Source organism: Pseudomonas sp. GNP013, assembly GCF_054343995.1.
Genome location: NZ_JBTGUT010000001.1, coordinates 3,192,003 through 3,218,282 on the forward strand (window position 1 = coordinate 3,192,003; position 26,280 = coordinate 3,218,282).

Genomic DNA, 26,280 nt, shown 5'->3' on the forward strand with positions numbered 1-26,280 from the left:
GCTTGCTCCCGATAGCAGCAGGTCAGTCAATGAATCTGTTGAATGACACACTGCTATCGGGAGCAAGCTCCCTCCCACACTGAGTCCGGTCCTACAGCCAGTATCGAGTCAACCCCTCTGTTGCGGAGCGCCAGCCCCCATGAAGCACACTGTCATCCTTGTCGTGCTCGACGGCCTGAACGTCGAGGTTGCGAGGCACGCCATGGGACACTTGCAGGCCTATGTCGGCGCAGGACGCGCAGCCCTCTACACCGTGGAATGTGAACTGCCCGCCCTGTCCCGCCCGCTGTATGAATGCATCCTCACCGGTGTGCCGCCGATCCAGAGCGGCATCGTGCACAACCAGGTCGCGCGCCTGTCCAACCAGCGCAGCATTTTCCACTACGCCACCGATGCCGGCCTGACCACGGCGGCGGCGGCCTATCACTGGATCAGCGAGCTGTATAACCGCACGCCCTTCCTCGCCGCCCGCGACCGCCACACAGACGACGCGACATTGGCGATCCAGCACGGGCATTTCTACTGGAATGACCATTACCCCGACTCCCATCTGTTTGCCGACGCCGAGAGCCTGCGGCTCAAACACGCACCGGACTTTCTGCTGATACACCCGATGAACATCGACGACGCCGGCCACAAGCACGGCCTCGACACCGCGCAATACCGCAACAGCGCGCGCTCGGCCGACATCATCCTGGCCGACTACCTGCAAGGCTGGCTCGACGCGGGCTATCAGGTGCTGGTCACCGCCGATCACGGCATGAACAACGACCGCTCCCACAACGGCCTGCTGCCGGAAGAACGTGAAGTGCCGCTGTTTGTCCTCGGCGACGCCTTCAGCCTAAACCCTGACGCTGCGCCAACACAGACCGAGCTGTGCGGCACGGTCTGCGAACTGCTCGGCGTGCCCCACGACAAACCTGTCTGCCGGGAGCTGCTCGCGTGAACTCACTGACCCGCGGCAAATGGCTGGCCCTGCTCTGCCTGTTGCCCTTCGCCCTGTTCTTCATGGTGTTCGAAATCGCCCCGCTGGTGTGGGTGCTGATCAACAGCGTGCAAACCGAAGAAGCCGGCTGGAGCCTGGAAAATTTCACCCGTATCTTCAGCTCGAAGTTCTATCTGCAGGCCATCCAGCTCAGCCTGGAAATCAGCTTCTACTCCAGCGTGTTCGGCATCCTCATCGCCACCCTGGGCAGCTACTCGTTGCGCCGGGTGGACTCGCCGCTGCGCAACTTCGTCACCGCCTTCACCAACATGACCAGCAACTTCGCCGGCGTGCCCCTGGCCTTCGCGTTCATCATCCTGCTCGGTTTCAACGGCAGCATCACCATCATGCTCAAGCAGGCCGGGATCATTCAGGACTTCAACCTCTATTCCAAAACCGGCCTGATCATCCTCTACACCTACTTCCAGATTCCGTTGGGCGTGCTGCTGCTGTACCCAGCCTTCGATGCATTGCGCGAAGACTGGCGTGAATCGGCCGCGCTGCTGGGGGCCAATGGCTGGCAGTTCTGGCGGCATATCGGCCTGCCGGTGCTCACGCCTGCGCTGCTGGGCACGTTCGTGATCCTGCTGGCCAACGCCCTCGGTGCGTACGCCACGGTCTACGCGCTGACCACCGGCAACTTCAACGTGCTGCCGATCCGCATCGCAGGCCTGGTCTCTGGTGATGTTTCGCTCGACCCGAACATGGCCAGTGCCCTGGCCGTGGTGCTGGTGGCGCTGATGACCGTGGTCACGGCGGTCCATCAACTGCTGCTCAAGAGGAGCTACCATGTCTCGCGCTGAAGCCAGCCCGGCCTCCCTCTACCACCGCGCAGTGGTGTACCTGCTGTTTGCGATCCTGGTGCTGCCGCTGATCGGCACCTTTGTCTACTCCATTGCCAGCAGTTGGTCGGCAACCATCCTGCCCGCCGGCTTTACCGTGAAATGGTACGTGCAACTGTGGAGTGACCCGCGCTTTCTGATGGCCTTCGGGCAATCGCTGCTGGTGTGCGTCGGCGCGCTGGCGCTGTCGGTGGTGCTGATTCTGCCGCTGCTGTTTGTGGTGCACTACCACTTCCCAAGGCTCGATGCGCTGATGAACATTCTGATCCTGCTGCCCTTCGCGGTGCCGCCGGTGGTGTCGTCGGTGGGGCTGTTGCAGCTGTATGGTTCCGGGCCGCTGGCGATGGTGGGCACTCCGTGGATTCTGATCGGCTGCTACTTCACCGTGGCGCTGCCATTCATGTACCGCGCGATCACCAACAACCTGCAGGCCATCAACCTGCGCGACCTGATGGACGCCTCGCAACTGCTCGGTGCCAGCACCTGGCAGGCGGCGATCCTGGTGGTGCTGCCCAACCTGCGCAAGGGCCTGATGGTGGCGCTGCTGCTGTCGTTCTCGTTCCTGTTTGGCGAGTTCGTGTTCGCCAATATCCTCGTGGGCACTCAATACGAGACCCTGCAGGTGTACCTGAACAACATGCGCAACAGCAGCGGCCACTTCACCAGCGCCATCGTCATTTCCTACTTTTTCTTTGTGCTGGTGCTGACCTGGGCCGCCAATATCTTGAACAAGGACAAAAGCCAATGAGCTTCGTCAGCGTCCAACATCTGCAAAAAGGTTATTCCGGTACGCCAGTGTTCAGCGACATCAGCTGCGAGATCGCCAAGGGTGAATTCGTCACCCTGCTCGGCCCCTCCGGCTGCGGCAAGTCCACGCTGTTGCGCTGCATCGCCGGCCTGACCTCGGTGGACAGTGGGAAAATCCTGCTGGATGGCCAGGACATTGTCCCGCTGAGCCCGCAGAAACGTCACATCGGCATGGTGTTCCAGAGCTACGCGCTGTTCCCCAACATGACCGTGGAACAGAACGTCGCCTTCGGCCTGCGCATGCAGAAGGTCAACACCGACGACAGTCACCGGCGCGTGCAGGATGTGCTGCAACTGGTGGAGCTGCGCGAGTTCGCCGGGCGCTACCCGCACCAGCTGTCCGGCGGGCAGTGCCAGCGCGTCGCGCTGGCCCGCTCCCTGGTCACCCGCCCGCGCCTGTTGCTGCTGGACGAGCCGCTGTCGGCGCTGGATGCGCGGATTCGCAAGCACCTGCGCGAACAGATCCGCCAGATCCAGCGCGAGCTCGGGCTGACCACGATTTTTGTGACCCACGACCAGGAGGAAGCGCTGACCATGTCGGACCGCATCTTCCTGATGAACCAGGGCAAAATCGTGCAGAGCGGCGACGCCGAGACCCTCTACACCGCGCCGGTGGATGCCTTTGCCGCCGGCTTCATCGGCAACTACAACCTGCTCGACGCCGGCAAAGCCAGCCAGCTGTTGCAGCGGCCGATCCACGGGCGCATCGCGATCCGCCCCGAGGCCATCGAACTGAGCCTCAGCGGCGAACTCGACGCGCTGGTGCGCAGCCACAGCCTGCTGGGCAACGTGATCCGTTACCGCATCGAAGCCCGAGGCGTGGAACTGGTGGTGGACGTGCTCAACCGCTCGGCGCAAGACCTCTACCCGGACGGCCAGCGCCTGGCACTTTCCATCGACCCAGCCGCACTGTGTGAAGTAGCCTGACCGGCACTGACTGACGAAAGAGAGAGCATCACGGATGGCATTGGTAATTTTTGATCTGGACGACACCCTGATCCACGGTGACTGCGCCACCCTGTGGAGCGAGCAGATGGGCCGCCTGGGCTGGGTCGACCCCGAGTCGTTCATGCGCCGCAACACCGAGCTGATGGACGCCTACAGCCGAGGCGAGTTACGCATGGAAGACTTCATGGACTTCAGCCTGGAGCCGATGATCGGGCGCACGCCGGCAGAAATCGAACACCTGGTCGAACCCTGGGTCGAGGACGTGATCGAGCCGTTGATCTACAGCGACGCGACCAAAACCATCGCCCGCCACCGTGCGAACGGCGATCGCATCCTGGTGATATCCGCATCGGGCACACACCTGGTCACGCCGATTGCGGCGCGTATCGGCATTGATGAAGTACTGGGGATTGACCTGGACGTGAGCCATGGCGTGTACAGCGGTCAGACCGTGGGGGTGCTGACCTATCGCGAAGGCAAGATCACGCGTTTGCTGGAGTGGCTCGAACAGACAGGTGAAACGCTGGAGGGCGCGTACTTCTATTCGGACTCGCGCAATGACCTGCCGCTGCTGCTGAAGGTCGATCACCCGCAGGTGGTGAACCCTGATCCGGTATTGCGTGCCCACGCCGAACAGGCCGGCTGGCCGATCCATCACTGGGTCTGACATTGATCAACGGTGGGAGGGGCTTGCTCCCGATTGCGGTGTATCAGATGAAAAAGTCTTCACTGACATACCGCAATCGGGAGCAAGCCCCCTCCCACAGTGACGGCATTTCAATCCGGTAACAGGGCGGGCGTTAGTCGATCGGGCCTACACAGGGTGTAGGAGCGGGTTGTTCCAGGCCACCACATCACCGTCAACGCCTTGCAATGCTCTCACAGTGCCTCCATAGTGAGTCCGGACTGAGCCCGTAGCAGTAGCGCCGGGCTTTTTGCATTATGCGACCGGACCATATGGAACCGGCTCCCTCAAAGACGGCCTAATATGCGTTATCAATTGCCCCCGCGTCGAATCAGCATGAAGCATCTGTTCCCCAGCACCGCCCTCGCTCTTTTCATTGGTCTCGGCTTCGCGTCGATGTCGACCAATACGTTCGCAGCCAACAGCTGGGACAACCTTCAGCCTGATCGCGATGAGGTAATTGCCAGCCTTAACGTCGTCGAGTTGCTCAAGCGTCATCACTACAGCAAGCCGCCGCTGGACGACGCACGCTCGGTGATCATCTACGACAGCTACCTCAAGCTGCTGGACCCGTCGCGCAGCTACTTCCTGGCCAGCGATATCGCTGAGTTCGACAAATGGAAGACGCAGTTCGACGACTTCCTCAAGAGCGGCGACCTGCAGCCCGGCTTCACCATCTACAAGCGCTATCTGGACCGCGTCAAAGCGCGTCTGGACTTCGCCCTCGGTGAGTTGAACAAAGGCGTCGACAAGCTCGACTTCACCCAGAAGGAAACCCTTCTGGTGGACCGCAAGGACGCCCCCTGGCTGACCAGCACCGCCGCCCTCGACGACCTGTGGCGCAAACGCGTCAAGGACGAAGTGCTGCGCCTGAAGATCGCCGGCAAAGAGCCCAAGGCCATTCAAGAGCTGCTGACCAAGCGCTACAAGAATCAGCTGGCACGTCTGGACCAGACCCGTGCCGAAGATATCTTCCAGGCTTACATCAACACCTTCGCAATGTCCTACGACCCGCACACCAATTATCTGTCGCCGGATAACGCGGAAAATTTCGATATCAACATGAGTCTGTCGCTGGAAGGCATCGGTGCCGTCCTGCAAAGCGACAACGACCAGGTCAAGATCGTGCGCCTGGTGCCGGCAGGTCCGGCAGACAAGACCAAGCAGGTCGCTCCGGCGGACAAGATCATCGGCGTAGCCCAGGCTGACAAAGAGATGGTCGACGTGGTGGGCTGGCGCCTGGACGAAGTGGTCAAGCTGATCCGCGGTCCCAAAGGCAGCGTAGTGCGCCTGGAAGTGATTCCGCACACCAACGCACCGAACGACCAGACCAGCAAGATCGTGTCCATCACCCGCGAAGCGGTGAAGCTCGAAGACCAGGCCGTGCAGAAGAAAGTCCTCAACCTCAAGCAGGATGGCAAGGACTACAAACTGGGCGTGATTGAGATCCCGGCCTTCTACCTCGACTTCAAGGCGTTCCGTGCCGGTGACCCGGACTACAAGTCCACCACCCGTGACGTGAAGAAAATCCTCACCGAACTGCAGAAAGAAAAAGTCGACGGCGTGGTCATCGACCTGCGCAACAACGGCGGCGGTTCACTGCAGGAAGCCACCGAGCTGACCAGCCTGTTCATCGACAAGGGCCCGACCGTGCTGGTACGCAATGCCGACGGCCGTGTCGACGTACTCGAAGACGAGAACCCGGGCGCCTTCTACAAAGGCCCTATGGCGTTGCTGGTCAACCGCCTTTCGGCCTCGGCCTCGGAGATTTTCGCTGGCGCCATGCAGGACTACCACCGTGCGTTGATCGTCGGCGGCCAGACCTTCGGCAAGGGCACCGTGCAGACCATCCAGCCGCTCAACCATGGCGAGCTGAAGCTGACCCTGGCCAAGTTCTACCGGGTTTCCGGGCAGAGCACCCAGCATCAGGGCGTACTGCCGGACATCGATTTCCCGTCGATCATCGACACCAAGGAAATCGGCGAAAGCGCCCTGCCCGAAGCCATGCCGTGGGACACCATCCGTCCTGCGATCAAGCCGGCGTCGGACCCGTTCAAACCGTTCCTGGCGCAGTTGAAGGCTGACCACGACACCCGCTCCGCCAAGGATGCCGAGTTCGTGTTCATCCGCGACAAGCTGGCCCTGGCCAAGAAGCTGATGGAAGAGAAAACCGTCAGCCTCAACGAAGTGGACCGTCGCAAGCAGCACGCCGACATCGAGAGCCAGCAACTGGCCCTGGAAAACGTGCGCCGCAAGGCCAAGGGCGAAGACCCACTCAAGGAACTGAAGAAAGAAGACGAAGACGCGTTGCCGACCGAGGCGGAAAAAACCAAGCCGGAAGACGACGCTTACCTGGCCGAGACCGGCCGGATCCTGCTGGACTACCTGAAAATCAGCAAACAGGTGGCCAAGCAGTAAAGGATGGAGATTTAAGGTGATCGCTCCTCGGAGTGTCATCATATAGACATCATTCTGTCGTGAAATGAAGGACTGCATGCTCACCGCATGCGGTCCTTTTTTTGACCGAGATCGCCATGACCATGATCGAACAGCTGAATGCACTGGGCGCTATCCTGGCTCAAGGCAGTTTGCACAGCTTGTTCCAACCGATTGTCTGCCTCTCCGAACGACGCATCCTCGGCTATGAAGCCTTGAGCCGTGGCCCGTCCAACAGCACGCTGCACTCCCCCGTCGCCCTGTTCGCCGTGGCCGGCCAGGCCGGGCGCCTCAGCGAACTGGAAATGGCCTGCCGCACGAGTGCCTGTCGGCGCTTCAGCGAGCAGAAGTTGCCGGGCAAGCTGTTCCTGAATATCTCACCGCACTCGCTGATGGAGACGGCGCACCAGCCTGGGCGCACCCTGCAACTGCTGCGCGAATTCGGTATCCCGCCGAGCCAGGTGGTGATCGAACTCACCGAGCAGACGCCCACCGACGATTTCGACCTGCTGCAGAAGGCGCTGCATCATTATCGCGACATGGGCTTTGCCATCGCGCTCGACGACCTCGGCGCCGGCTATTCCAGCCTGCGCCTGTGGTCGGAACTGCGCCCGGACTACGTGAAGATCGACCGGCACTTTATCGACGGCATTCACCAGGATGCGCTCAAGCGCGAGTTCGTCGGCTCGATATTGCAGATCGCCAGGGCGTCCCGTGCCCAGGTGATTGCCGAGGGCATTGAACTGCCGGAAGAATTGGCGGTGCTGACGGAAATGGGCGTCGACCTGGTCCAGGGCTACTTGCTCTGCAGGCCTCAGGAACATCCGCCGCAGGAAGCGCGCCTGATGCTGCCCAAGCCGGACAATGCCAACGTCGCCCTCAATGAAGAGGCCGGCGACCTCAGCGCATTGCTCAACGAGCAGCCGGCCGTGCATCAGGACACCGCGACCGCAAAGGTGCTCGAGGCCTTTCGCCGCCAGGCCAACCTCAATTCCCTGGCCGTGCTCAATGGGCTGGGTCAACCGATTGGCATCGTGCACCGGCATTCGCTGTCGGACGCGCTGCTCAAGCCGTTTGCCACCGATCTGTTCGCGCGCAAGCCGATCAGCCGGCTGATGAGCGCAGACTTTCTGGCGGTGGAACTGAGCCAGTCCTTGCAGCAGATCAGTCGCTTGCTCACCAGCCGCGCGCGGCAACGCATCGAAGAAGACTTCATCATCACCCTGAACGGCGACTACCTGGGCCTGGGTCGAGTGATCGATGTGCTCAAGCTGATCACCGAGTTGAAAGTCCAGCAGGCGCGCCATGCCAACCCGCTGACCCTGCTACCCGGCAATGTGCCGATCCAGCAATGCCTGACGCGATTGCTGCATCAGCAGCGTGAGTCGGTGATCTGCTACGTGGATATCGACAGCTTCAAGCCATTCAACGATATCTACGGTTATGGACGCGGGGATGAAGTGTTGCTGTGCCTGGCGCAATGCCTAAACGATCGGGTCGACCCCAGCCGTGATTTTGTCGGGCATATCGGCGGTGATGATTTTTTGCTGGTGCTGGGCCCGCAGGACTGGCGCAAGCGGCTCAATCAACTGCTGGATGACTTCCACACCCAATGCCGGCGCTTTTACCGCGCCGAACACCTTGATGCGGGCTGCTTCGTGGCCCTCAACCGCCAGGGCGTGCGGCAGGAATTTGCGCTGTTGTCGCTGTCCATCGGCGTGGTGCACTTATACCCACAGGCCTGTGCGCAACTGGATGCAAGCCGGTTGGCGGAACTGGCGTCCCAGGCCAAGCACCACGCCAAGGACGTGGCGGGCTACAGCATCCATGTGATCAACAGCATGGACGCGCTGGCGCAGACGCCTCAGGCCTCGGCGGATTCCGGGTATTGATACTCGAACACCCGCACCACTTCCGACGCATGCCAGGAGGCAGCCGCCACGCCATCGGAGGGCCCGCTGAAACGCCCGAGACGCTCGGCGCACTCGAAGAACCCGGTGCGCGGCAGACGGCTGGCGCCCTGGCTGATCACCAGGGAACTGCGCAATGGCTGATCGGCCTTGGCGTCGAGAGCGGCCAGATGCTCCAGGGCGGCGGCCAGGGTCTGCATGGCCGGCGAAGGAAATTGCAGACGCTCGAGCAGCGCGCGGTAGGTCAGCAGGTGACGCTGGCGGCGCGCCTGGTCGAGTTCGTTGAGTAGCCCGTCCCAGTGTTGACGGCTGATACGCAGGCTCACGATTCATCTCTCCAGCCGGCAACGCCCAATTCCCAGGCAAGACTGCGGCGGATCGCGGCATCGGGCTGGCGCTCGCCACTTTCGATCAAACCAAGGTATGACGGGCTGATGCCCACGGTGCGCGCCAGGGTTTCAATGGCCAGGCCCTTGGTTTCGCGCAGACCGCGCAGGTCGGCAAGCGCGCGCTGGTCCTCTGCGGGAGCGGCCTGGGGATTGGACGAGAGCGGCGCTGGCGTGGGTCGCTGCGAACCGGCGGCGGCTAACAGCGCCTGGTACTGATCCCAAGGCAAGACCGCGTATTCGGGCTCGCCATTGCGTGAAATTATCTGAATATCCATGACTGCCCCGTAGGATAAAAACACTTACCAGGTAAGCACTTTCCTTAAGTACCTTCCCGGGGAGTGTAATCCTAACTGCCGTAAAGGTCGCCGGGGGATCACCGCCTCAGGCGTTTTTTTGCCGCTGCTCGCTGGCCAGCAGCGCAGCGGTCGCCGGAAGCCGCTCAACCACCGCGAGCTTTTCCGGACGCTGGGCGTCACGCCACGCGCGAAAGGCGCTCAGTTCGCCGTCCAGGGTCTTCATGACCCACGCCAGCACGGCAATGTCATCGAACATGCCGAACATCGGGATAAAGTCCGGGATCGCATCAATCGGGCTGAGGAAGTACATCAGCCCCGCCACCACCGAGATCAATGCCTTGGGGCTGATTGCGCGGTACTCGCCGCGCCAGTATGCCAGGCACAGACCCTGCAGCAGTTTCAGGTCATCCTTGAGCTTGCCCAGGCGATTGCCCTGGCTTGAGCCTTTGGCGGCGACGGCAAACAACAACGTGGGCAGACGGCCACGGCCCAGCAGCCGCGCGGCGATGGGCAGGAAACGGGTGAAGTTGAAGGGTGGTCTCATGTGTCACTCCAGTTCCATGCGAATGAAAGGTTATCCACACAAATTGTGGATAACCTTGTGAACAGAGCCTTTTTTTTCGGCTCAAAGCCACGCCCCGCAAGGCTCGCAGTCAGATCGGGCGTTTTTTGCGCACATAAAAAACCCCAAGATTTCATTGACTTGGTGGTGATGTGCGGTTACCCCTGCTCGGGTCTTACGTGTGACTGTGCGCCAGAGCCCGGGTTCGATCAGATTTACAGCCGCAGCATTTTCCAATCGGCAGAAACAACAACGCCCCGTCGAAACGGGGCGTTGTCTGTTCAGACGCCGATTACTTCTTGGCGGCAGGTGCAGCAGGTGCGGCAGGCGCTTCAGCCTTGGCCGGGTCTTTGATACCCAGCAGCTCCAGGTCGAATACCAGCACCGAGTTGGCCGGGATAGCCGGGCTCGGGCTCTGGGCGCCGTAGGCCAGGTCGGACGGAATGTACAACTCGACCTTCTCGCCAACGTGCATCAATTGCAGGCCTTCGACCCAACCCGGAATCACGCCGCTGACCGGCAGGTCAATCGGGCTGCCGCGATCCACGGAGCTGTCAAAGGTGGTGCCGTTGGTGAGCTTGCCGGTGTAGTGCACAGTCACCACGTCGGTCGGCTTGGGCTGAGGACCGTCGGCCTTTTTCACGATCTTGTACTGCAGACCGGAAGCGGTGGTCACCACGCCGTCTTTCTTGGCGTTTTCTTCGAGGAATTTCTTGCCGGCGGTTGCCGACTCTTCGCTCATCTTGGTCATGCGTTCTTCAGCGCGCTTTTGCAGAGCGGCAAACGCTTCAACCAGTTCGTCGTCCTTCAGCTTCTGTTCTTTCTTGCCGACGGCATCTTCGATGCCCTGGGCTACGGCTTTGGAATCCAGGTCATCCATGCCTTCCTGGGCGAGACTCTTGCCCATGTTCAGGCCGATGCCGTAGGAAGCTTTCTGCGCCGGGGTTTTCAGCTCTACGCTGGTCTGCGAATCACAACCCGCAAGTACCAGGCCAACCAGGGCCACCGCCGCCGCCAACCGATGCTGTTTCATGCTATTTCCTTGTTCATGCGCCAATAGGGCATTTGAATAAAGTCGCGAGCTTATCAGCCGGCCACGACCAATGGCTACCGGCATGTGAGCGGGAATCGCCTGATAAGTTCACGTGTTTAAAAGCATTTTCATTCATGATGCAGGCCCGCGACGGATCGCGGAGCGCCCTGACGCACATTCATGGCCACTTGCCGCACCTGTGGCGTAGTGGCATAACAGCGCTACCGTTCGACAAGACCGAGACAAGGATAGCCCTCTTGCGCATTTTCTCCCGTGCCTTACTTCTGCTTCTTATCGCCCTGGGCCTGCTCCTGGGCGTGGTGCTCTACTACATCGTCACCCCCAGGCTGCCCGATTACGTGCCCGTGGAGCAGGTGCGCTACCAGGACCAATGGAGCGCCGCCGACCGCCAGACCTACTACTTCACGCCCCAGGGCACCCAGGTCAAGGGCCTGCATTACGACTGGTTCACCGCCCTCGAACTGCCGTTCTCCGAACAGCGCTTTGCCGCACCCGAGTACCTGGCGCGCTTCGGCTTCCTCGTGGACCCCAAACAAGTGCCCACCGCGCAGAACCCCGGCAACCTGCCAGTCGGTTTCGCCCGGCATAAAAACGCTGACAGCAACGTTGAATACCTGGACATCACCTGCGCCGCCTGCCACACCGGCGAGCTGCATTTCAAAGGCCAGGCCCTGCGCATCGACGGCGGCTCGGCGCAACACGTGCTGCCCTCCAGCGTACCCACCCTGCGCGGCGGCAGTTTCGGCCAGGCCCTGGTGGCAAGCCTTGCGGCCACCTATTACAACCCATGGAAATTCGAACGCTTCGCCCGTCAGGTGCTGGGGGATCGTTATGAAGCCGAACACCGCCAACTGCGCGAGGCCTTCAAACAGTCCCTCAACCGGTTTATCACGGTCGCCTGGAACGACACCCATCGCGGCCTCTACCCCACCCAGGAAGGCCCCGGCCGTACCGATGCGTTCGGCCGCATCGCCAATGCCAGCTTTGGCGATGCGATTTCCCCGGACAACTACCGCATCGCCAATGCGCCCGTGGACTACCCGCAGCTGTGGGACATCTGGACCTTCGACTGGGTGCAATGGAACGGCTCGGCCCAACAACCCATGGCGCGCAATATCGGCGAAGCCCTGGGCGTGGGCGCGACCCTGGACTTTTTCGACAGCGCCGGCCAGCCGCTGCAGGGCCAGGCCCGTTACCCGTCCAGCGTACGCGTGCGCGACCTGCACCTGATCGAAGAAACCCTGCAACGCCTCAAGCCGCCCACCTGGCCGCAAGACCTGTTCGGCGCCATCGACAAACCGCTCGCCGCCCAGGGCCGCGCGCTCTTTGCCGAAAACTGCGCCGCCTGCCACGTGCCCACCGTCACCCAGGAACCGGGCCGGGCGGTGCAGCACCTGCAAATGCTCACCGTCGACTACATCGGCACCGATCCCACCGCCGCCACTAACATCGCCGACCAGCGCTACGACCTCAGCGCGCTGCAATGGGACAGCGCAGAACTGGCCGCACTCAATGTGCAACTGCACCCCAAGCAAAGCGAACCGCTGGACCTGAAAAGCATGTCCGTGGCCAAGGGTCTGGCCTACGTCACCGCCTACGTCGAAGACCACGCCTACCGTGCCGCCGGCGTCACCCCGGCCGAGCGCCCGAACCTGGACGGTTTCGATCAACCCATCGGCGTGCGCGAACTGCGTGCCTACAAGGCGCGGCCACTGGCCGGTGTGTGGGCCACCCCGCCGTTCCTGCACAACGGCTCGGTGCCCACGCTCTACCAACTGCTCTCGCCCCAGGACGAGCGCAGCGTCACCTTCTATAAAGGCACCTTCGCCTATGACCCGCGCCATCTCGGGTTTGAAACCGGCGCATTCAAGAATGCCTTCCTGTTCGATACCAACATCACCGGCAACCACAACAGCGGCCACGAATTTCGTGACGGCAAGCGTGGCGACGGCGTTATCGGCCGTCGCCTGCTGCCGCAGGAACGCTGGGCGCTGCTGGAATACCTGAAAGTGCTGGGCGGCCCGCTGGAGCAACAACTGCCATGATTATCCGATCGCAATACAACCAACGTTCACTGCTCGCCCGCCTCTGGCTGCGCCTGGGCGCCTTGCTCGGCAAAACCCTGCTGTGGCTGGTGGGGCTGGGACTGCTGGGCTGGCTGGCGGCAACCGCCTGGTACGCCTGGCAGCACAGCGGCCCGGTGTCACCGAACGAGCAGATTCCGCCCGGCGAGGCGGCGATGACCCAGGGCATCATCCAGACCGCCGTGCGCATCGTCGACCAGCACCGCGAAGGCACGCGCTACCTGCGCGACGCCCATGCCAAGGCCCACGGCTGCGTGAAGGCCGAAGTCAGCGTGCTGGCCGACCTTGACCCAGCCTTGCGCCAGGGCGTATTTACCGACCCCGGCAAAACCTGGCAAGCGACGATCCGCCTGTCCAACGGCAACGCCTACCCGCAGTTCGACAGCATCCGCGACGCGCGAGGCATGGCCCTCAAGTTGTTGGACGTTCCGGGCAAGCAGTTGATGGCCGATCAGCAGGCGCGCACGGAGCAGGACTTCGTGATGTTCAGCCATCCGAACTTCTTCGTCAGTAACGTGGCCGAATACGCGCAGAATATCGGCGCCCAGGCGGACGGCAAGAAAATCCAGGCATTCTTCCCCAGCCTCGACCCGCGCAGTTGGCAGGTGCGCCACCTGTTCATCGCCCTGGCGACCCTGGCCCCCGCGCCGGCCAGCCCCACGCAGACCACCTATTTCTCTGTTTCACCGTATAAATTCGGCGCGGCCAACGCCAAATTCCGCGTGGCGCCCGACCCGCACAGTTGCCCGCAATACGCGCTGCCCAAGCAGAACGAGGACCTGCCGAACTTCCTGCGCAGCGCCCTCAACCAGCAGTTGTCCACCGACCGTGTGGCGGCCTGCTTTGTGTTGCAGATCCAGCGGCAGAACCCGCAGAAGTTCATGCCGATCGAGGACACCAGCATCGAGTGGAAGGAAAGCGACGCGCCCTACGAGACCGTGGCCAACGTGCGGATTCCCGCGCAGGATTTCGACACCCCGGCGTTGAATCTGGCGTGCGACAACCAGTCATTCAACCCCTGGTTCGGCGTGGAAGCACACCGCCCCATCGGCGGCATCAACCGGCTGCGCAAAGCCGTGTACGAAGCTATCAGCGATTACCGCCACAGCCGCAACACTTCACCCTAAGGCATGGCAAGGTCAAGTTGCAGGCGCAAAGGCACCAGTCACAGGTGATCGCGCCTTTCCACGCGCGGCCGCTTTTGAGCATCGACTGGTTGGCACGGTCGCGCACCAGTTGCATCCAGCCGGCGCGCAACGTGATCAGTTCGCCGTCAAAGCGCCCCGGGGTCAATTGGCAATTTCCATTCCCCCTGGAGCGCCCGCAGGCACGCTGTGCCGAAATCGGCTAGTGCCTCCGCAAAAAAATGAGCGCTTTAAAGTTTTTACCCCGTAAAGTATTTTCACAGCACTGCCGGGGCCGACTGCCCTGCTCTTTACCCGACAAGGATCTTGCGTGAGCGGACTGCGTGAACGGCAACGGCTCGAACGCCGCCAAGCCATCAGTACAGCGGCGATCGAACTGTTCGAACGCCAGGGTTACCAGAACACCACCATCGAACAGATCGCCAACCAGGCGGGCGTTTCGGCGCCCACGGTGTTCAAATACTTCGGCAACAAGCAGGAAATCATCCTGGAAATCCTGCACGAGGCCGACCGCCGCGCCCTGCACGACACGCGGCGCCTGATGCCGGCCATGGACGACCCGGTGGACGCGCTCTGCTACCTGGAAAAACTGCTCACCAACTATGCGCTCGAGGTCATGCACCCCAACCTGTGGCGCGAGCTGCTGCCGTTGATCCTGTTCGGCGGCGAAAGCGAATTGCCCGCCGGCTACCGCACCATGAACGATGCGTTGCGTGGGCAAATCAGTGGCCTGCTGCGCGAGCTGCAACAGGCCGGCAAGCTGCGCGATGACCTGGACGTCGACCTCGCGGCGTTCCTGCTCAACGACTACGCGCACCTGCAGCTGTTGCGCCTGGTCAGCCAGACCCCGCCAGACATCGAATCCCACTCCAGCCAGGTGCGCCGCATCACTGCCCTGCTGTTCCAGGGCATGCGTAACTGAACTCGTGCCAGCCAGTGGCAGCCGACCGTTGCGCCGTTCAGCGGTTGGTCTTGATGGTGGTCCATACGCGGGTGCGGACACGCTCGATCGCCGCCGGCATCGGTTGCAGGGGGAACAGAGTTTTGCGCGCCGCGTCGGGAATGTACATGTTCGGGTCGTTGCGAATCTCGGCGTTGACCATTTCCGTCGAGTCCTTGTTGGGGTTCGGGTAACCGATTCGGTTGCTGATCAGAGCGATCACTTCCGGACGCAGGATATAGTTGATAAACGCGTAGGCCTCTGCCGCATGCGGCGCATTTTTCGGCACCGTCATCACGTCCGACCACATCGGCGCGCCCTCCACGGGCAACGCCATCGCCACCTTGACGCCCTTGCCTGCCGCGTCCGCCAGTCGCTTGGCCAGGGCCACACCGCCGGACCAACCCACCGCCACACAGACATCATCGTTGGCCAGGTCCATGCCGTATCGCGAGGAGTTGAAGTAGGTGACATAGGGGCGGATCTTGAGCATCAACTGCTGCGCCTGGGTGTAGTCCTCACGCTTCTGGCTGTTGGGATCCAGACCCAGATAGTGCAAGGCGATGGGCAGAATCTCATTGCCGGCGTCGAGGAAGCCGACGCCGCAGCCGGTCATTTTTTTCAGGTTCTCTTCCTTGAAGATCATGTCCCAGGTGTTCATCTGCACATCCGCGCCGAAGATTTTCTGAATCTTGTCGACGTTGTAACCAATCAGCGTGGTGCCCCACAGGTAAGGCACGGCGTAACGATTGCCGGGGTCACCCACCGCCTCCAGAGAGGTCATGAATTGCGGGTCGAGGTGTTTCCAGTTGGGCAACTGGCTGCGGTCCAGCGGCTGGATGGCGCCAGCGGTGATCAGATTGCTGATGTAGGAGCTGCCGGGAAATACCACGTCGTAGCCGGAGTTGCCGGTCAGCAATTTGGCTTGCAGCGTCTCGACACTGTCGAACACATCGTAGATCGGGTGAATGCCGGTCTCTTGTTCGAAGTTCTTGAGGATTTCAGGCGGCAGGTACTCGATCCAGTTATAGATGCGCACCGTGCGCTCCCCGGCCAGGCACCAGCCGCTGCACAGCCAGGCGATGGCGACGCCCAGCACGGTATTACGCAAAGACTTGTTCATGCACACACACTCCTGCGCGGCCGCAATGGCTCGCGGCGCTCAATAACGGTAGGTGAAGTAGAGTTCCAGGGCACTGAATTTCTGGTCATCGCCGAACACTTGCCTGGCCGCCGCCAGCGGTTTGACCCAGTTGTAGGAGAGTGAGGTGTAGAAGGACGGCGTGGGGGTCCAGTCGAGAAACACCACGCTTTCATCGGCAAAGCGCCGGTCGTTGACCGCCGCGCCCATGTAGTTTTTCTCGTCGAGCCAGAACTGATAGTGGATCGCGCCCAGGGTAAGGGTCTGGCTCAGGTGCGTCTTGAGCGAGAACTGCTGGACGTTTTCATTGCTGTTGAACAACAGGTAGTTGCCGACCACATCGCCCACCAGCCAGGTGCCCCAGTCGATGAAGCCCTTGCTCAACGGGTCCCAGGCCTTCTGCCGGTTGTCGCCCAGGTTGTCGTCCCCGGAAAAGCTTGCGTAGCGATAGCCGAGGATCGGCGTCAGCGGCAGGTCGCCAAAGGCGTAGTCGGCCTGGGCGTACCAGGCGTTGGCCGCGTAGTCGACGCCCTCGCCGCTGCCGCGTTCCACCGCGTATTCGGCGTTCAGGGTCAGCGGCGCGATGCCCGGCACCCTGGCATTCAGCGCGCGCAGGTTGTACACCTGCATGCCGTCGCGGCGCCTTGGCAAGGTGCTGCCCCGTGGGCCGAGGGCGTTGACCTTGAGCGCCATTGCACCCAGGGTCACCTGGTCATCGAGGTTGTAGTCGAGGTTGACCCCGGTCATGCGAAAGTCGCCCAGGTCATCGTCGGTGCGCAGGCTGAACACCTGGCTCTTCAGCGCGCCATGGTCCCAGGCGAGGATCGCCGAGTCCTTGAACGCGGTGCGCGGGCTGAGCCAATAGGCGCCGTCCTTGAACTGGTCGAGGTTGCCATCCATCACGATGAAACCGGTGCCGACCTTGTAGTTCTGGCGCCCGGCAGTGAATGTCCACTCGCCGACCCGCACCCCGCCGAACAGCTCTTCTGTGGCCACCCGGCCATCGGAGCTGCGGCTAAAGCCGCCGGCGTCGCCATCGCCGAAGGTGGTGGCGGCCACCACCGACGCGCCGCCGAGCAGGCTGACGTCGGGGTTCAGCGCGAAGTTGAAGGTGATACCGGGCTTGACGTAGAACTCCTGCCAGCCAATCGAACTGCCGTCATTGCGTCCGTTGCGCTGGTCGACCCGGCCGCTGCCGAAGTTGACGTTGCGCGTGGTGATGCTGGCGCCGCCGGCGGTGAGGTTGACCTCGCCCTTGAGGTCGCCGTCCTCGAAGGTGTAGCCCGCAAGGGCGACCTGGGCGCTCAGGGGCAGACTCACCGCCACCAGCGCGCGGGTAAAACGCGTCGTGAAATACATCGTGAAGCTCCTGTGTCGTTATTGTTGTACAGGGCAGTTGCAGGCGGCGCAGTACGCCGCCAACACCTGGGCAAGCCAGGTGGAATCCAGACGCTGGATCGTTATTGTTGAAAGGGTCTCAGCGCGTCAGGTGCGCCGCGATGGCGCGCAGCATGCGCACGCTGTCGGCATCGACCGGGCCGACCGCCTCGGGCAGCGATGACTGCTTGACGATCACCACACGGGACGGTTTGTCGATGAACAGGTATTGGCCATGGATGCCGCCCGCCATCAGCGCCTGACTGTGGTCATTGAACACGTACCACTGGCTGCGGTAGGACGCGCCGGGGGCCCACTCGGCGAACTCCGGGTTGGCCGCGTAGATCGCCGGGTCCGCGCCCCTGGCGATGCGCGCGATGGCCTCGCTTGGCAGCAACTGGTCGCCGTTGTGGCGGCCGTCATTGGCCAGCAATCGGCCGAAACGCGCCATGTCGCGCAGGGTCGCGCTGAAGCCGGCGCCGGCCACGCTGCGGCCCCAGGGGTCGGCCATGAAGTAGCCGTCGCGCTCGCAACCCAGTTGGCTCCAGACCCTTTGCAACAGCTGCGCGCAGGGCACGCCCGAGGCACGCTCCATGACCCAGGCCAGCGCCTCGGTGGCAGCGGTCACGTAGTGGAAGAACCCGCCGTGCTCGCCGCGTTTGCGCAGCGACGGCAGGTATTGGTAGAGGGATTCAAACTCGCGAAACTGGCTCGGCGCCGGGTTGAAGCCGCAGGCGTAGCCGTATTGCGAACTCTCGGACGTCGGGTCGTCGTACACCTCGCGGTAGTCGATGCCCACCGCCATGTCGAACAGCTGGCGCACCGTCGCATCCCCGAAGGCACTGCACGCAAGCTCCGGCACGTAGCTGCCGACCAGCCGCGTCGGGTCGAGCACGGTCTCGCTGACCAGCTGTTCGCCGAGCACGCCGATCAGCGACTTGGTCACCGAAAACATGATGTGCCGATCGTCCGGCCGCTGGCCGTTGAAGTAACGCTCGAACAGCACCTGATCGCCCTGCAGCACCAGCAGGCCGTCGGTGTGACTGGCCTTGAGGTGGTCGAGCACGCTGATGCTCAGGCCGCAGACGCTGTCAAAGTGCAGCGCGTCCAGCGCCTGGGGCGCTTCGATCAACGGCGCGCACGGGCCACGCCCGGCCTGCACATCGATCGAGGGACGCAAGCGCGCCAGGTGACGAAACCCCCAGCGGTTGAACGGCGGGCGCATCCAGTTATCCCAGGTCACGCGCTGCTCCGGCGCGGCGGGAAACCCCTGCATCAGGCGCGGTGCGGGTGGCTCGGTCGGTGAAGATTCATTGGCCTCGACATACAGCCTGACGAGTAAAGGGACGGCGTTCTGGCTCATCTCTGTGATCCTGGAAATGACTCTGCGTGAGAGCAGATGCAGGAAAATAATTACGCTTATTAATTATTTTAGTCAATAAAATATTTAACAGATATCTCATAAAATATGGACTTTTATGGATCCAATAAGACATGAAAAATTGGCCGATAATCGCCCGTATTTTCCATGAAACCTGAAAATACAGAATTGACCGCACAATCTCCCGCGCCTCTAATGGATCCATTAAATAAAAACAACGACCAGCCTGGAGAACCGTCATGTACCCAAAAAACACGTGGTATGTCGCCTGCACCCCCGATGAACTGGTACACAAACCCCTCGGCCGGCAAATCTGCGGGGAAAAGCTGGTGTTTTATCGAGACCAGACGAATCAGGTCAGAGCCCTTGAAGACTTCTGTCCCCACCGTGGTGCGCCGCTCTCTCTGGGCTATGTCGAAAACGGAAACCTGGTGTGCGGCTATCACGGCCTGGTGATGGGCGGCGATGGCAAAACCGTGGAAATGCCCGGCCAGCGGGTACGCGGTTTTCCCTGCAACAAGGCGTTCGCCGCCGTTGAGCGTCACGGCTTTATCTGGGTGTGGCCCGGCGATCAGGAGCAGGCCGACCCCGCGCTGATTCCGCACCTGGAATGGGCCGACAGCGACCAATGGGCTTACGGCGGCGGGCTGTTCGACATCCAGTGCGACTACCGCTTGATGATCGACAACCTGATGGACCTGACCCACGAAACCTACGTGCACGCCTCCAGCATCGGCCAGAAGGAAATCGACGAAGCGCCACCCGTGACCACCGTAGAGGGCGATGAGGTGGTGACCGCCCGGCACATGCAGAACATCATGGCGCCGCCCTTCTGGCGCATGGCGCTGCGCGGCAACCAGTTGGCCGACGATGTGCCCGTGGACCGCTGGCAGATCTGCCGCTTCACCCCGCCCAGCCACGTGATGATCGAAGTCGGCGTGGCCCACGCCGGCAAGGGTGGCTACCACGCCGCGCCGGAACACAAGGCGGCGAGCATCGTGGTGGATTTCATCACCCCGCAGACCGACACCTCGATCTGGTATTTCTGGGGCATGGCGCGCAATTTCCAGCCCCACGACGAGGCGCTGACCGCCAGTATCCGCGAAGGCCAGGGCAAGATTTTCAGCGAAGACCTGGAGATGCTCGAACGCCAGCAACAGAACCTGCTGGCACACCCCACGCGTAACCTGCTCAAGCTGAATATCGATGCCGGAGGCGTGCAGTCGCGCAAGATTCTCGAACGCCTGATCGCCAGGGAACGCGCCGGAGAACCGACATGATCGAGGTGGTGGTGACGTCCCGCAACGACGAGGCGCTGGACATTTGCAGCTATGAGCTGACCCGCGTCGACGGCACGCCGCTGCCGGCGTTCAGCGCCGGGTCCCACATCGACGTGCACTTGCCAGGCGGCCTGGTGCGTCAGTATTCGCTGTGCAATCCCCCTCGGGAGCGCCACCGTTACCAGATCGGCGTGCTCAAGGACCCCGCCACGCGCGGCGGCTCGCGCGGCCTGCACGAGCAGGTGCAGGTCGGCACGCACCTGAGCATCAGCGAACCGCGCAACCTGTTCCCCCTCGCCGCGCAGGCGCGACACAGCCTGCTGTTTGCCGGCGGCATCGGCATCACCCCGATCCTGTGCATGGCCGAGCAGCTGGCCGAGGCCGGCGCCGACTTCGAGCTGCATTACTGCGCCCGCGCCAGTGAGCGCGCGGCGTTTGTGCAGCGACTCAAGGCATCGGCATTTGCCGAGCGGGTATTCCTGCATTTTGACGCACAACCGCACACCGCCCTCAACGCTGCCGAGGTGCTCGCCACCCCGGCCGATGATGTGCATCTGTACGTGTGCGGGCCCGGCGGCTTCATGCAGCATGTGCTCGACAGCGCACGCGCCCAGGGCTGGCAGGAGGACTGCCTGCACCGCGAGTATTTCTCGGCGCCGGCTGTGGACGGAGGTCTTGACGGCGCGTTTGCGGTGCAGGTCGCCAGCAGCGGTGAGGTGTTCGACATACCGGCCGACAAGAGCGTGGTGCAGGTCCTGCAAAGCCACGGCATCGAGATTGCCGTGTCCTGCGAACAAGGGATTTGTGGCACCTGTCTGACCCGCGTGCTCGACGGCATTCCCGAGCACCGCGACCTGTTTCTCACCGAGCAGGAGCAGGCGTTGAACGATCAGTTCACGCCGTGCTGCTCGCGCGCGAAAACCGCGCTGCTGGTGCTGGATATCTGACCCGCCTCAGGCCGACGGCACAATGACCTTGATCCGCTCGCGGGCGGTGGCGGCGCTGAAGATCTCGGCATAGCGCAAGGTCGCGTTGGCATGCTCGCGCATGATCGCCTCAGCCCGCGCGCCCTGGCGATTGACCAGCGCATCGAACACCGAGTGATGCTGCAGGTGGGCGTAGTTGAAACGGCGGTACTCGCGCGCCATGTCCTCGCGGTCGATGGCCAGCGCGGTGACGGAAGCGAACGGCAGATGATCGTTGCGTGCCAGCGCGTCGGTGATTGCCGGGTTGTGGCTGCCGGCGACGATGACCTGATGAAAACGCATGTTCAGGTCGTGATAGACCTCCAGGTCGTCCTCGGTGACATAGCCCTTCTCGAACAGTTGATCGCCCTCCACCAGGCAGCGCTCCAGCGCGCGCCGCGCCTCATCGGACAGCCCATGCTCGGCGGCCTGACGCGCCGCCAGCCCCTCAAGCACGCCACGCACTTCGACGGCGCCGGCGATATCGCTGGGGCTGACCGAACGCACCTGATACCCGCGCCCGCCAAAGGGCACCAGCAGCCCTTCCTGTTCGAGGGTGCGAAAGGCCATGCGCACCGGCATGCGCGACACGCCGAAGCGCTGCGCGGTGGGCACTTCCAGCAGCCGTTCGCCCGCCGCCAGCTCTCCGCTGGCAATCATCTTGCGCAGTGCAACCAGCACCAATTGACCGGGCTTGCTCATCCAGGCAGCTTCCAGAAAAACACGGGCTGCCATAGTACCGCAGCGCAGTACCGCAGCGCGCGTCAGGCGCGCAGGACTGTGGGGTCTTCACCGCGATACAGCGCCTCGACCCGCGCCGCGCGCCATTGCAGCACCGCACGCTGGTTGATCGAGCCCTTGTCGGTGATCTCCCCTCGGTCGATGGACGCCGGCTCGTCGAGCAAGGCAATCCACTCCACGCGGCTGGCGTTGCCGGTCGCCTCGCGATTGAGCCGCTGCAGCCAGTCGCCGAACCACTGGCGCACCGCCGCGCTGGCCAGCACTTGGGCGTCGCTGGCGTCGGCGTGCAAGCCTGCCAGCCGCCGGCACTCGTAGAGCCTGGGGAAGACCAGCGCGCCGAGGCACTCGCGGTCCGGCGCGGTGATCACCAGGTCCTGCACATAGGGTGAGCCTTCGAGCACCGCGCGATTGCGCAACGGCCCGACGCTGACAAACACCCCGGAAGACAGCTTGAAGTCCTCGGCGATTCGCCCGTCGAACATCAACCCCAACTGCGGCTGCTGCGCATCGGCGAGCTTGATCGCGTCCCCCGAACAGTAAAAACCTCGCTCGTCGAACACCTCGGCGGTCTGCTCCGGCGCGCGCCAGTAGCCCGGCATGATGTGCGGCCCGCGAAAGCGCCCTTCCAGCTTGCCGTCCACCGGCACCAGGCATACTTCGCAGCCCGGCGCGGGCAAACCGATGTAGCCGGCCATGGACAACGGCCCGGTGGTGAAGGTGCAGGACGGCGCGGCTTCGGTCATGCCCAGCCCGGCCATCATGCGGATGCGCTCACCGCAGTGTTGTTCGGCCACGCGGTCGAGGCGATCCCAGATACTTTGCGACAGGCCGGCGGCGGCAAAGAAGAACAGTTTCATGCGCGCAAAAAACCGCTCGCGCAGTTCGACGTCCTGCTCCAGGGCATTGACCAGTTCTTCCCAGCCCTTGGGCACGGTGAGGTAGGCCGTGGGCGACACCTCCTTGAGGTTGCGCAGGGTCTGGGCGAAACCCTGGGCCGTGGGCTTGCCGTCATCGAGGTAAAAGGTGCCGCCGTTGTAGAGCACGATGCCGACGTTGTGGCTGCCGCCAAAGGTGTGGTTCCACGGCAGCCAGTCCACCAGCACCGGCGGCTCCTCGCCGAACACCGGAAAGGTCTGCAACAGCATTTGCTGGTTGGCGCAGAGCATGCGCTGGGTGGTGACCACCGCCTTGGGCAGCTTGGTGGAGCCGGAGGTGAACAGGAACTTGGCGATGCTGTCCGGCCCCGTGGCCTCGAACGCCGCCTCGGCCGCCTGCCCGCCCGGGGTTTGCAGCAGGCTGGCGAACGCCGTGCAGGGACGCCCCGGCACCTCGCCGCGCACCGTGATCAGCGACGTCGTGGCCGGCAATACCGCCTCGATCGCGCGCTGGTAGGCGGCGGCATCGCTGACGAACACCAGCCCCGGTTGCAGCAGGTCGCACACGTGCCGCAGCTTGGCGAAATCCTGGGACAACAACGCGTACGCCGGCGACACCGGGCTGTAGGGAATGCCGGCATACATCGCGCCGAGCGCCATCTGCAGGTGCTCGATGTCGTTGCCCGAAAGCAACGCCAGCGGCTTCTGCGCCGACAGCCCGTAACCGAGCAGGCTCTGGGCAATCGCGCGCACGCTGTCGAGCATTTCCCTGTAGCTGACGTGGCGCCAGTCACCGCCGGCCTGGCGCGCCGCGATAAACGTCTGCGCGGGGCGCACCTGCGCCCAGTGCACCAGCCGGTCAAGCAGGCGCGGCGGCAGCGGCGCCAGGGGTTCGAGGGAGCGCATGTGCAGCACGCCGTGTTCTTCAGTGATCGCCACCGGCGCTTGGCCGATGGACACGTCGCGGTAGCGCGGTGCGGGCTGGGGTTGCGATCTGAATTCGGAACTCACGGGGGATGTCCTCTGCCTTTTTTTGGGATGTACAGGGCCACCGCAACGCGGCGGCGCCGGCTCAGATCGGGTAATGCCGTGGGCCGTTCTGCAACGTCACCCAGCGCAACTGGGTGAAGTGCTCGATGGCGGCCTTGCCGCCAAAACTGCCGTAGCCACTGGACTTGACGCCACCGAAAGGCATCTGCGCCTCGTCGTGCACGGTGGGGCCGTTGATATGGCAGATGCCCGATTCCACCCGCTGCGCGAGCGCCAGCGCACGCCCGGTGTCACGGCTGAAGATCGCCGCCGACAGCCCGAACTCGGAGTCGTTGGCCAGGCGCAGCAGCGCCTCGTCACCGTCACCGCGCAGCAGCACTGCCACCGGGCCGAACGACTCTTCGCGGTACAGGCGCATCGCGTCGGTGACCCCATCGATCAGGGTCGGCTGCAAAATGCTGCCCTGCAGTTGCCCACCTGCCACCAGCCGCGCGCCCTTGGCCAGGGCATCGTCGATCAGCGCCTTGATGCGCGTGCCGGCGCTGGCATCCACCAGCGAGCCGAGCACCGAATCCGCCGCGGCGGGGTCGCCGGCCGGCAAGGTCGCGAGCTTGGCCGCCAGCTGGGTCACGAAACGGTCGGCGACGCTGGCGTCGACAATCAGGCGCTCGGTCGACATGCAGATCTGCCCCTGATTGAAATACGCGCCAAAGGCCGCCGCCGCCACGGCGGCGTCGAGGTCGGCGTCATCGAGCACCAGCAGCGGCGCCTTGCCGCCCAGCTCCAGCAGCGCCGGCTTGAGGTGCCGCGCCGACAGTTCGCCGACGATTCGCCCCACATGGGTCGAGCCGGTGAAATTAACCCGGCGCACAGCCGGGTTGGCGATCAACCGCTCGACAATCGCGGCGGCATCGGCGGGGGCGTTGCTGATCACATTGACCACGCCATCGCCCAGCCCGGCGTCCTGCAGCACCTGGCCGATCAGGCGGTGCACCGCCGGGCTCAACTCGGAAGCCTTGAGCACCACGGTATTGCCGCAGGCCAGCGGCATGGCGATGGCCCGCGTGGCGAGGATCACCGGCGCATTCCACGGTGCAATGCCCAGCACCACGCCGCAGGGCTGACGCAAGGCCATGGCGAAACTGCCGGGCACATCGGAGGGAATTACATCGCCGGTGATCTGGGTGGTCATCGACGCCGCTTCGCGCAGCATGTTGGCGGCCAGGCGCACGTTGAACGCGTACCAGTTGGCCATGGCGCCGGTTTCGCCAGCGGCGGCGATGAATTCGGCGCTGCGCGCCTGCAACTGTTCGGCGGCGTTGAGCAGGCGGGTGCGACGCTCGTTGGGCGCCAGCGCCGCCCACGCGGGGAACGCGGCCTGGGCGGCGGCGACAGCAGCGTCGGCATCTTCCAGGGTGGCGGCGGCGACCCGCGAGACGACGTCGCCGGTCACCGGGTTACAGCGTTCGAAGGTTCGGCCGTCGCTGGCAGGACGCGACTGGCCGCCGATCAACAGGGGCACATCCAGCATGCTGATTCCTCTTTTTGTCTTTATCGGGAATACGTTCAAGCAGGTTTGCGAGGGGCGGCCGGTGGCCGCTGCGCTCAGCGTTTATAGGTCTGCAGGCCAGGCTTGATGCTCTTGTCGTCGAGGAACTGTTTCATGCCCTGCTCGCGGCCGCCTTCGGTATCGAGCAAACGCGACTGATCGAGCTTGGCATAGAGGTAATCCTCGTTCTGCTCCCAGGTCAGTTCTCGGCACCGCTTGAAGCCATGCTTGGCCGCACGCAGCACCACCGGGTTTTTCTCCAGCAGGTTGCGCGCCAGTTCGAGGGTCACCTCGCGCAGCCGGGCCAGCGGCACGCTCTCGTTGACCAGGCCCATTTCGGCGGCTTTCTGCCCGCCGAACGTCTTGCCGGTCATGATGTAGTACAGCGACTGGCGATGGCCCACGGTGTCGGCCATGGCCTTGCTCACCAGGTTGCCCGGCGGGATGCCCCAGTTGATTTCCGAGAGACCGAAGGTGGCTTCGTCGGCGCAGATCGCCAGGTCGCAAGCCACCAGCGGGCTGAAGCCACCGCCGAAGCACCAGCCGTTGACCATGGCAATGGTGGGCTTGGCGTACATGCGCAGCAGTTTCCATTGCCATTGCGAGGCTTCGCGGCGGATTTTTTCCTGAAGGATTTCCGGGCCGGCATCCACCTCGCGAAAATATTCCTTGAGGTCCATGCCGGCGGTCCACGCCTCGCCGGCACCGGTCAGCACCAGCACACCGGCGTCTGGATCCTGCTCCAGGGTTTCCAGCACATCGATCATTTCCCGGTTGAGGGTGGGGCTCATCGCATTGCGTTTTTCCGGACGATTGAGGATGACCCAGGCGATGCCTTGCTCGATCTCAACCTTGACAGTGCTCCAACGACCTTCGTAATTGCTCATGGCGGTACGCT

At 63.0% G+C, this 26,280-nt stretch carries 23 protein-coding genes; 12 read left to right on the forward strand and 11 right to left on the reverse strand.

Features of this window, described 5'->3' with window-relative positions:
• Positions 1-139: 139 nt before the first annotated feature.
• From ACXX81_RS13735 to ACXX81_RS13765, 7 genes are all read left to right on the forward strand, one after another.
• The gene (locus ACXX81_RS13735) at positions 140-946 is read left to right on the forward strand and encodes an alkaline phosphatase family protein (protein ID WP_209980794.1); all 807 of its coding nucleotides are present in this window, start codon (positions 140-142) and stop codon (positions 944-946) included.
• A 62-nt stretch (positions 947-1,008) separates the two neighbouring features.
• Complete coding sequence (locus tag ACXX81_RS13740) at positions 1,009-1,788, forward strand: ABC transporter permease (RefSeq protein ID WP_231423328.1); 780 nt, start codon at positions 1,009-1,011, stop codon at positions 1,786-1,788.
• Complete coding sequence (locus ACXX81_RS13745; RefSeq protein WP_458571885.1) at positions 1,775-2,575, forward strand: ABC transporter permease; 801 nt, start codon at positions 1,775-1,777, stop codon at positions 2,573-2,575. The genes ACXX81_RS13740 and ACXX81_RS13745 overlap by 14 nt, the downstream gene beginning before the upstream one ends.
• A complete protein-coding gene (locus ACXX81_RS13750; protein WP_231423260.1) occupies positions 2,572-3,561 on the forward strand; it encodes an ABC transporter ATP-binding protein in 990 nt (329 codons plus the stop codon). Before ACXX81_RS13745 ends, ACXX81_RS13750 begins: the two co-directional genes overlap by 4 nt.
• A gap of 34 nt (positions 3,562-3,595) precedes the next feature.
• A complete protein-coding gene (locus ACXX81_RS13755; protein ID WP_338480362.1) occupies positions 3,596-4,249 on the forward strand; it encodes an HAD family hydrolase in 654 nt (217 codons plus the stop codon).
• A gap of 354 nt (positions 4,250-4,603) precedes the next feature.
• Complete coding sequence (locus tag ACXX81_RS13760) at positions 4,604-6,685, forward strand: carboxy terminal-processing peptidase (protein WP_209980785.1); 2,082 nt, start codon at positions 4,604-4,606, stop codon at positions 6,683-6,685.
• A 116-nt stretch (positions 6,686-6,801) separates the two neighbouring features.
• A complete protein-coding gene (locus ACXX81_RS13765) occupies positions 6,802-8,595 on the forward strand; it encodes a bifunctional diguanylate cyclase/phosphodiesterase (protein ID WP_458571886.1) in 1,794 nt (597 codons plus the stop codon).
• On the opposite strand, the gene ACXX81_RS13770 is transcribed toward ACXX81_RS13765, so the two are convergent.
• The 4 genes from ACXX81_RS13770 to bamJ all read right to left on the reverse strand — a co-directional run bounded on the left by ACXX81_RS13770 (position 8,568) and on the right by bamJ (position 10,893).
• Entirely contained in the window at positions 8,568-8,939 is a 372-nt protein-coding gene (locus tag ACXX81_RS13770; RefSeq protein WP_209980783.1) for a hypothetical protein, read from the reverse strand. The two genes, ACXX81_RS13765 and ACXX81_RS13770, sit on opposite strands and share 28 nt — an antisense overlap.
• The gene (locus ACXX81_RS13775) at positions 8,936-9,277 is read right to left on the reverse strand and encodes a helix-turn-helix domain-containing protein (protein ID WP_231423262.1); all 342 of its coding nucleotides are present in this window, start codon (positions 9,275-9,277) and stop codon (positions 8,936-8,938) included. Before ACXX81_RS13775 ends, ACXX81_RS13770 begins: the two co-directional genes overlap by 4 nt.
• A 106-nt stretch (positions 9,278-9,383) precedes the next feature.
• Entirely contained in the window at positions 9,384-9,842 is a 459-nt protein-coding gene (locus ACXX81_RS13780; RefSeq protein ID WP_209980778.1) for a YkvA family protein, read from the reverse strand.
• A 310-nt stretch (positions 9,843-10,152) separates the two neighbouring features.
• A complete protein-coding gene (gene bamJ / locus ACXX81_RS13785; RefSeq protein WP_057008231.1) occupies positions 10,153-10,893 on the reverse strand; it encodes a BamJ family beta-barrel-assembly machinery protein in 741 nt (246 codons plus the stop codon).
• Between the two features lie 257 nt (positions 10,894-11,150).
• Here bamJ and ACXX81_RS13790 point away from each other — a divergent pair, with 257 nt between their 5' ends.
• From ACXX81_RS13790 to ACXX81_RS13800, 3 genes are all read left to right on the forward strand, one after another.
• Positions 11,151-12,959 (forward strand): di-heme-cytochrome C peroxidase, encoded by a 1,809-nt coding sequence (locus ACXX81_RS13790; protein ID WP_458571887.1) that lies wholly within the window; start codon positions 11,151-11,153, stop codon positions 12,957-12,959.
• Entirely contained in the window at positions 12,956-14,125 is a 1,170-nt protein-coding gene (locus tag ACXX81_RS13795) for a catalase family protein (protein ID WP_458571888.1), read from the forward strand. Before ACXX81_RS13790 ends, ACXX81_RS13795 begins: the two co-directional genes overlap by 4 nt.
• Positions 14,126-14,453: 328 nt before the next feature.
• Complete coding sequence (locus ACXX81_RS13800; RefSeq protein WP_322213217.1) at positions 14,454-15,065, forward strand: TetR/AcrR family transcriptional regulator; 612 nt, start codon at positions 14,454-14,456, stop codon at positions 15,063-15,065.
• A gap of 37 nt (positions 15,066-15,102) precedes the next feature.
• Here ACXX81_RS13800 and ACXX81_RS13805 read toward each other — a convergent pair whose 3' ends face one another.
• The 3 genes from ACXX81_RS13805 to ACXX81_RS13815 form a co-directional block, all read right to left on the reverse strand.
• The gene (locus ACXX81_RS13805) at positions 15,103-16,206 is read right to left on the reverse strand and encodes a polyamine ABC transporter substrate-binding protein (protein WP_209980772.1); all 1,104 of its coding nucleotides are present in this window, start codon (positions 16,204-16,206) and stop codon (positions 15,103-15,105) included.
• A 39-nt stretch (positions 16,207-16,245) separates the two neighbouring features.
• On the reverse strand, positions 16,246-17,583 hold the full coding sequence (locus ACXX81_RS13810) for an alginate export family protein (protein WP_458571889.1): 1,338 nt from the start codon (positions 17,581-17,583) through the stop codon (positions 16,246-16,248).
• A gap of 118 nt (positions 17,584-17,701) precedes the next feature.
• The gene (locus ACXX81_RS13815; RefSeq protein ID WP_209980767.1) at positions 17,702-18,964 is read right to left on the reverse strand and encodes a serine hydrolase domain-containing protein; all 1,263 of its coding nucleotides are present in this window, start codon (positions 18,962-18,964) and stop codon (positions 17,702-17,704) included.
• A 257-nt stretch (positions 18,965-19,221) separates the two neighbouring features.
• Between ACXX81_RS13815 and ACXX81_RS13820 the strand changes: the two genes are divergently transcribed.
• Together ACXX81_RS13820 and ACXX81_RS13825 are read left to right on the forward strand one after the other, a co-directional pair.
• On the forward strand, positions 19,222-20,262 hold the full coding sequence (locus ACXX81_RS13820) for an aromatic ring-hydroxylating dioxygenase subunit alpha (RefSeq protein WP_458571890.1): 1,041 nt from the start codon (positions 19,222-19,224) through the stop codon (positions 20,260-20,262).
• On the forward strand, positions 20,259-21,209 hold the full coding sequence (locus ACXX81_RS13825) for a PDR/VanB family oxidoreductase (RefSeq protein ID WP_458571891.1): 951 nt from the start codon (positions 20,259-20,261) through the stop codon (positions 21,207-21,209). Before ACXX81_RS13820 ends, ACXX81_RS13825 begins: the two co-directional genes overlap by 4 nt.
• A gap of 6 nt (positions 21,210-21,215) precedes the next feature.
• Here ACXX81_RS13825 and ACXX81_RS13830 read toward each other — a convergent pair whose 3' ends face one another.
• The 4 genes from ACXX81_RS13830 to ACXX81_RS13845 form a co-directional block, all read right to left on the reverse strand.
• Positions 21,216-21,929: a GntR family transcriptional regulator gene (locus tag ACXX81_RS13830; RefSeq protein WP_057008247.1), complete on the reverse strand. Its 714-nt coding sequence runs from the start codon at positions 21,927-21,929 to the stop codon at positions 21,216-21,218.
• Between the two features lie 62 nt (positions 21,930-21,991).
• Positions 21,992-23,854: a feruloyl-CoA synthase gene (locus ACXX81_RS13835; RefSeq protein WP_458571892.1), complete on the reverse strand. Its 1,863-nt coding sequence runs from the start codon at positions 23,852-23,854 to the stop codon at positions 21,992-21,994.
• 61 nt (positions 23,855-23,915) lie between these two features.
• Positions 23,916-25,364, reverse strand: a complete 1,449-nt coding sequence (locus ACXX81_RS13840) for an aldehyde dehydrogenase (protein WP_231423278.1) — start codon at positions 25,362-25,364, stop codon at positions 23,916-23,918.
• Between the two features lie 74 nt (positions 25,365-25,438).
• On the reverse strand, positions 25,439-26,269 hold the full coding sequence (locus tag ACXX81_RS13845) for a p-hydroxycinnamoyl CoA hydratase/lyase (protein ID WP_458571893.1): 831 nt from the start codon (positions 26,267-26,269) through the stop codon (positions 25,439-25,441).
• Positions 26,270-26,280 lie beyond the last annotated feature (11 nt).

Excerpts from the sequence above, each read along its gene's own strand:
- ACXX81_RS13735 (WP_209980794.1), top strand. The coding sequence starts at position 140 with ATGAAGCACACTGTCATCCTTGTCGTGCTCGACGGCCTGAACGTCGAG.
- ACXX81_RS13740 (WP_231423328.1), top strand. The coding sequence starts at position 1,009 with ATGGTGTTCGAAATCGCCCCGCTGGTGTGGGTGCTGATCAACAGCGTG.
- ACXX81_RS13745 (WP_458571885.1), top strand. The coding sequence starts at position 1,775 with ATGTCTCGCGCTGAAGCCAGCCCGGCCTCCCTCTACCACCGCGCAGTG.
- ACXX81_RS13750 (WP_231423260.1), top strand. The coding sequence starts at position 2,572 with ATGAGCTTCGTCAGCGTCCAACATCTGCAAAAAGGTTATTCCGGTACG.
- ACXX81_RS13755 (WP_338480362.1), top strand. The coding sequence starts at position 3,596 with ATGGCATTGGTAATTTTTGATCTGGACGACACCCTGATCCACGGTGAC.
- ACXX81_RS13760 (WP_209980785.1), top strand. The coding sequence starts at position 4,604 with ATGAAGCATCTGTTCCCCAGCACCGCCCTCGCTCTTTTCATTGGTCTC.
- ACXX81_RS13765 (WP_458571886.1), top strand. The coding sequence starts at position 6,802 with ATGACCATGATCGAACAGCTGAATGCACTGGGCGCTATCCTGGCTCAA.
- ACXX81_RS13775 (WP_231423262.1), bottom strand. The coding sequence starts at position 9,277 with ATGGATATTCAGATAATTTCACGCAATGGCGAGCCCGAATACGCGGTC.
- ACXX81_RS13780 (WP_209980778.1), bottom strand. The coding sequence starts at position 9,842 with ATGAGACCACCCTTCAACTTCACCCGTTTCCTGCCCATCGCCGCGCGG.
- bamJ (WP_057008231.1), bottom strand. The coding sequence starts at position 10,893 with ATGAAACAGCATCGGTTGGCGGCGGCGGTGGCCCTGGTTGGCCTGGTA.
- ACXX81_RS13795 (WP_458571888.1), top strand. The coding sequence starts at position 12,956 with ATGATTATCCGATCGCAATACAACCAACGTTCACTGCTCGCCCGCCTC.
- ACXX81_RS13805 (WP_209980772.1), bottom strand. The coding sequence starts at position 16,206 with ATGAACAAGTCTTTGCGTAATACCGTGCTGGGCGTCGCCATCGCCTGG.
- ACXX81_RS13810 (WP_458571889.1), bottom strand. The coding sequence starts at position 17,583 with ATGTATTTCACGACGCGTTTTACCCGCGCGCTGGTGGCGGTGAGTCTG.
- ACXX81_RS13815 (WP_209980767.1), bottom strand. The coding sequence starts at position 18,964 with ATGAGCCAGAACGCCGTCCCTTTACTCGTCAGGCTGTATGTCGAGGCC.
- ACXX81_RS13820 (WP_458571890.1), top strand. The coding sequence starts at position 19,222 with ATGTACCCAAAAAACACGTGGTATGTCGCCTGCACCCCCGATGAACTG.
- ACXX81_RS13825 (WP_458571891.1), top strand. The coding sequence starts at position 20,259 with ATGATCGAGGTGGTGGTGACGTCCCGCAACGACGAGGCGCTGGACATT.
- ACXX81_RS13830 (WP_057008247.1), bottom strand. The coding sequence starts at position 21,929 with ATGAGCAAGCCCGGTCAATTGGTGCTGGTTGCACTGCGCAAGATGATT.
- ACXX81_RS13840 (WP_231423278.1), bottom strand. The coding sequence starts at position 25,364 with ATGCTGGATGTGCCCCTGTTGATCGGCGGCCAGTCGCGTCCTGCCAGC.
- ACXX81_RS13845 (WP_458571893.1), bottom strand. The coding sequence starts at position 26,269 with ATGAGCAATTACGAAGGTCGTTGGAGCACTGTCAAGGTTGAGATCGAG.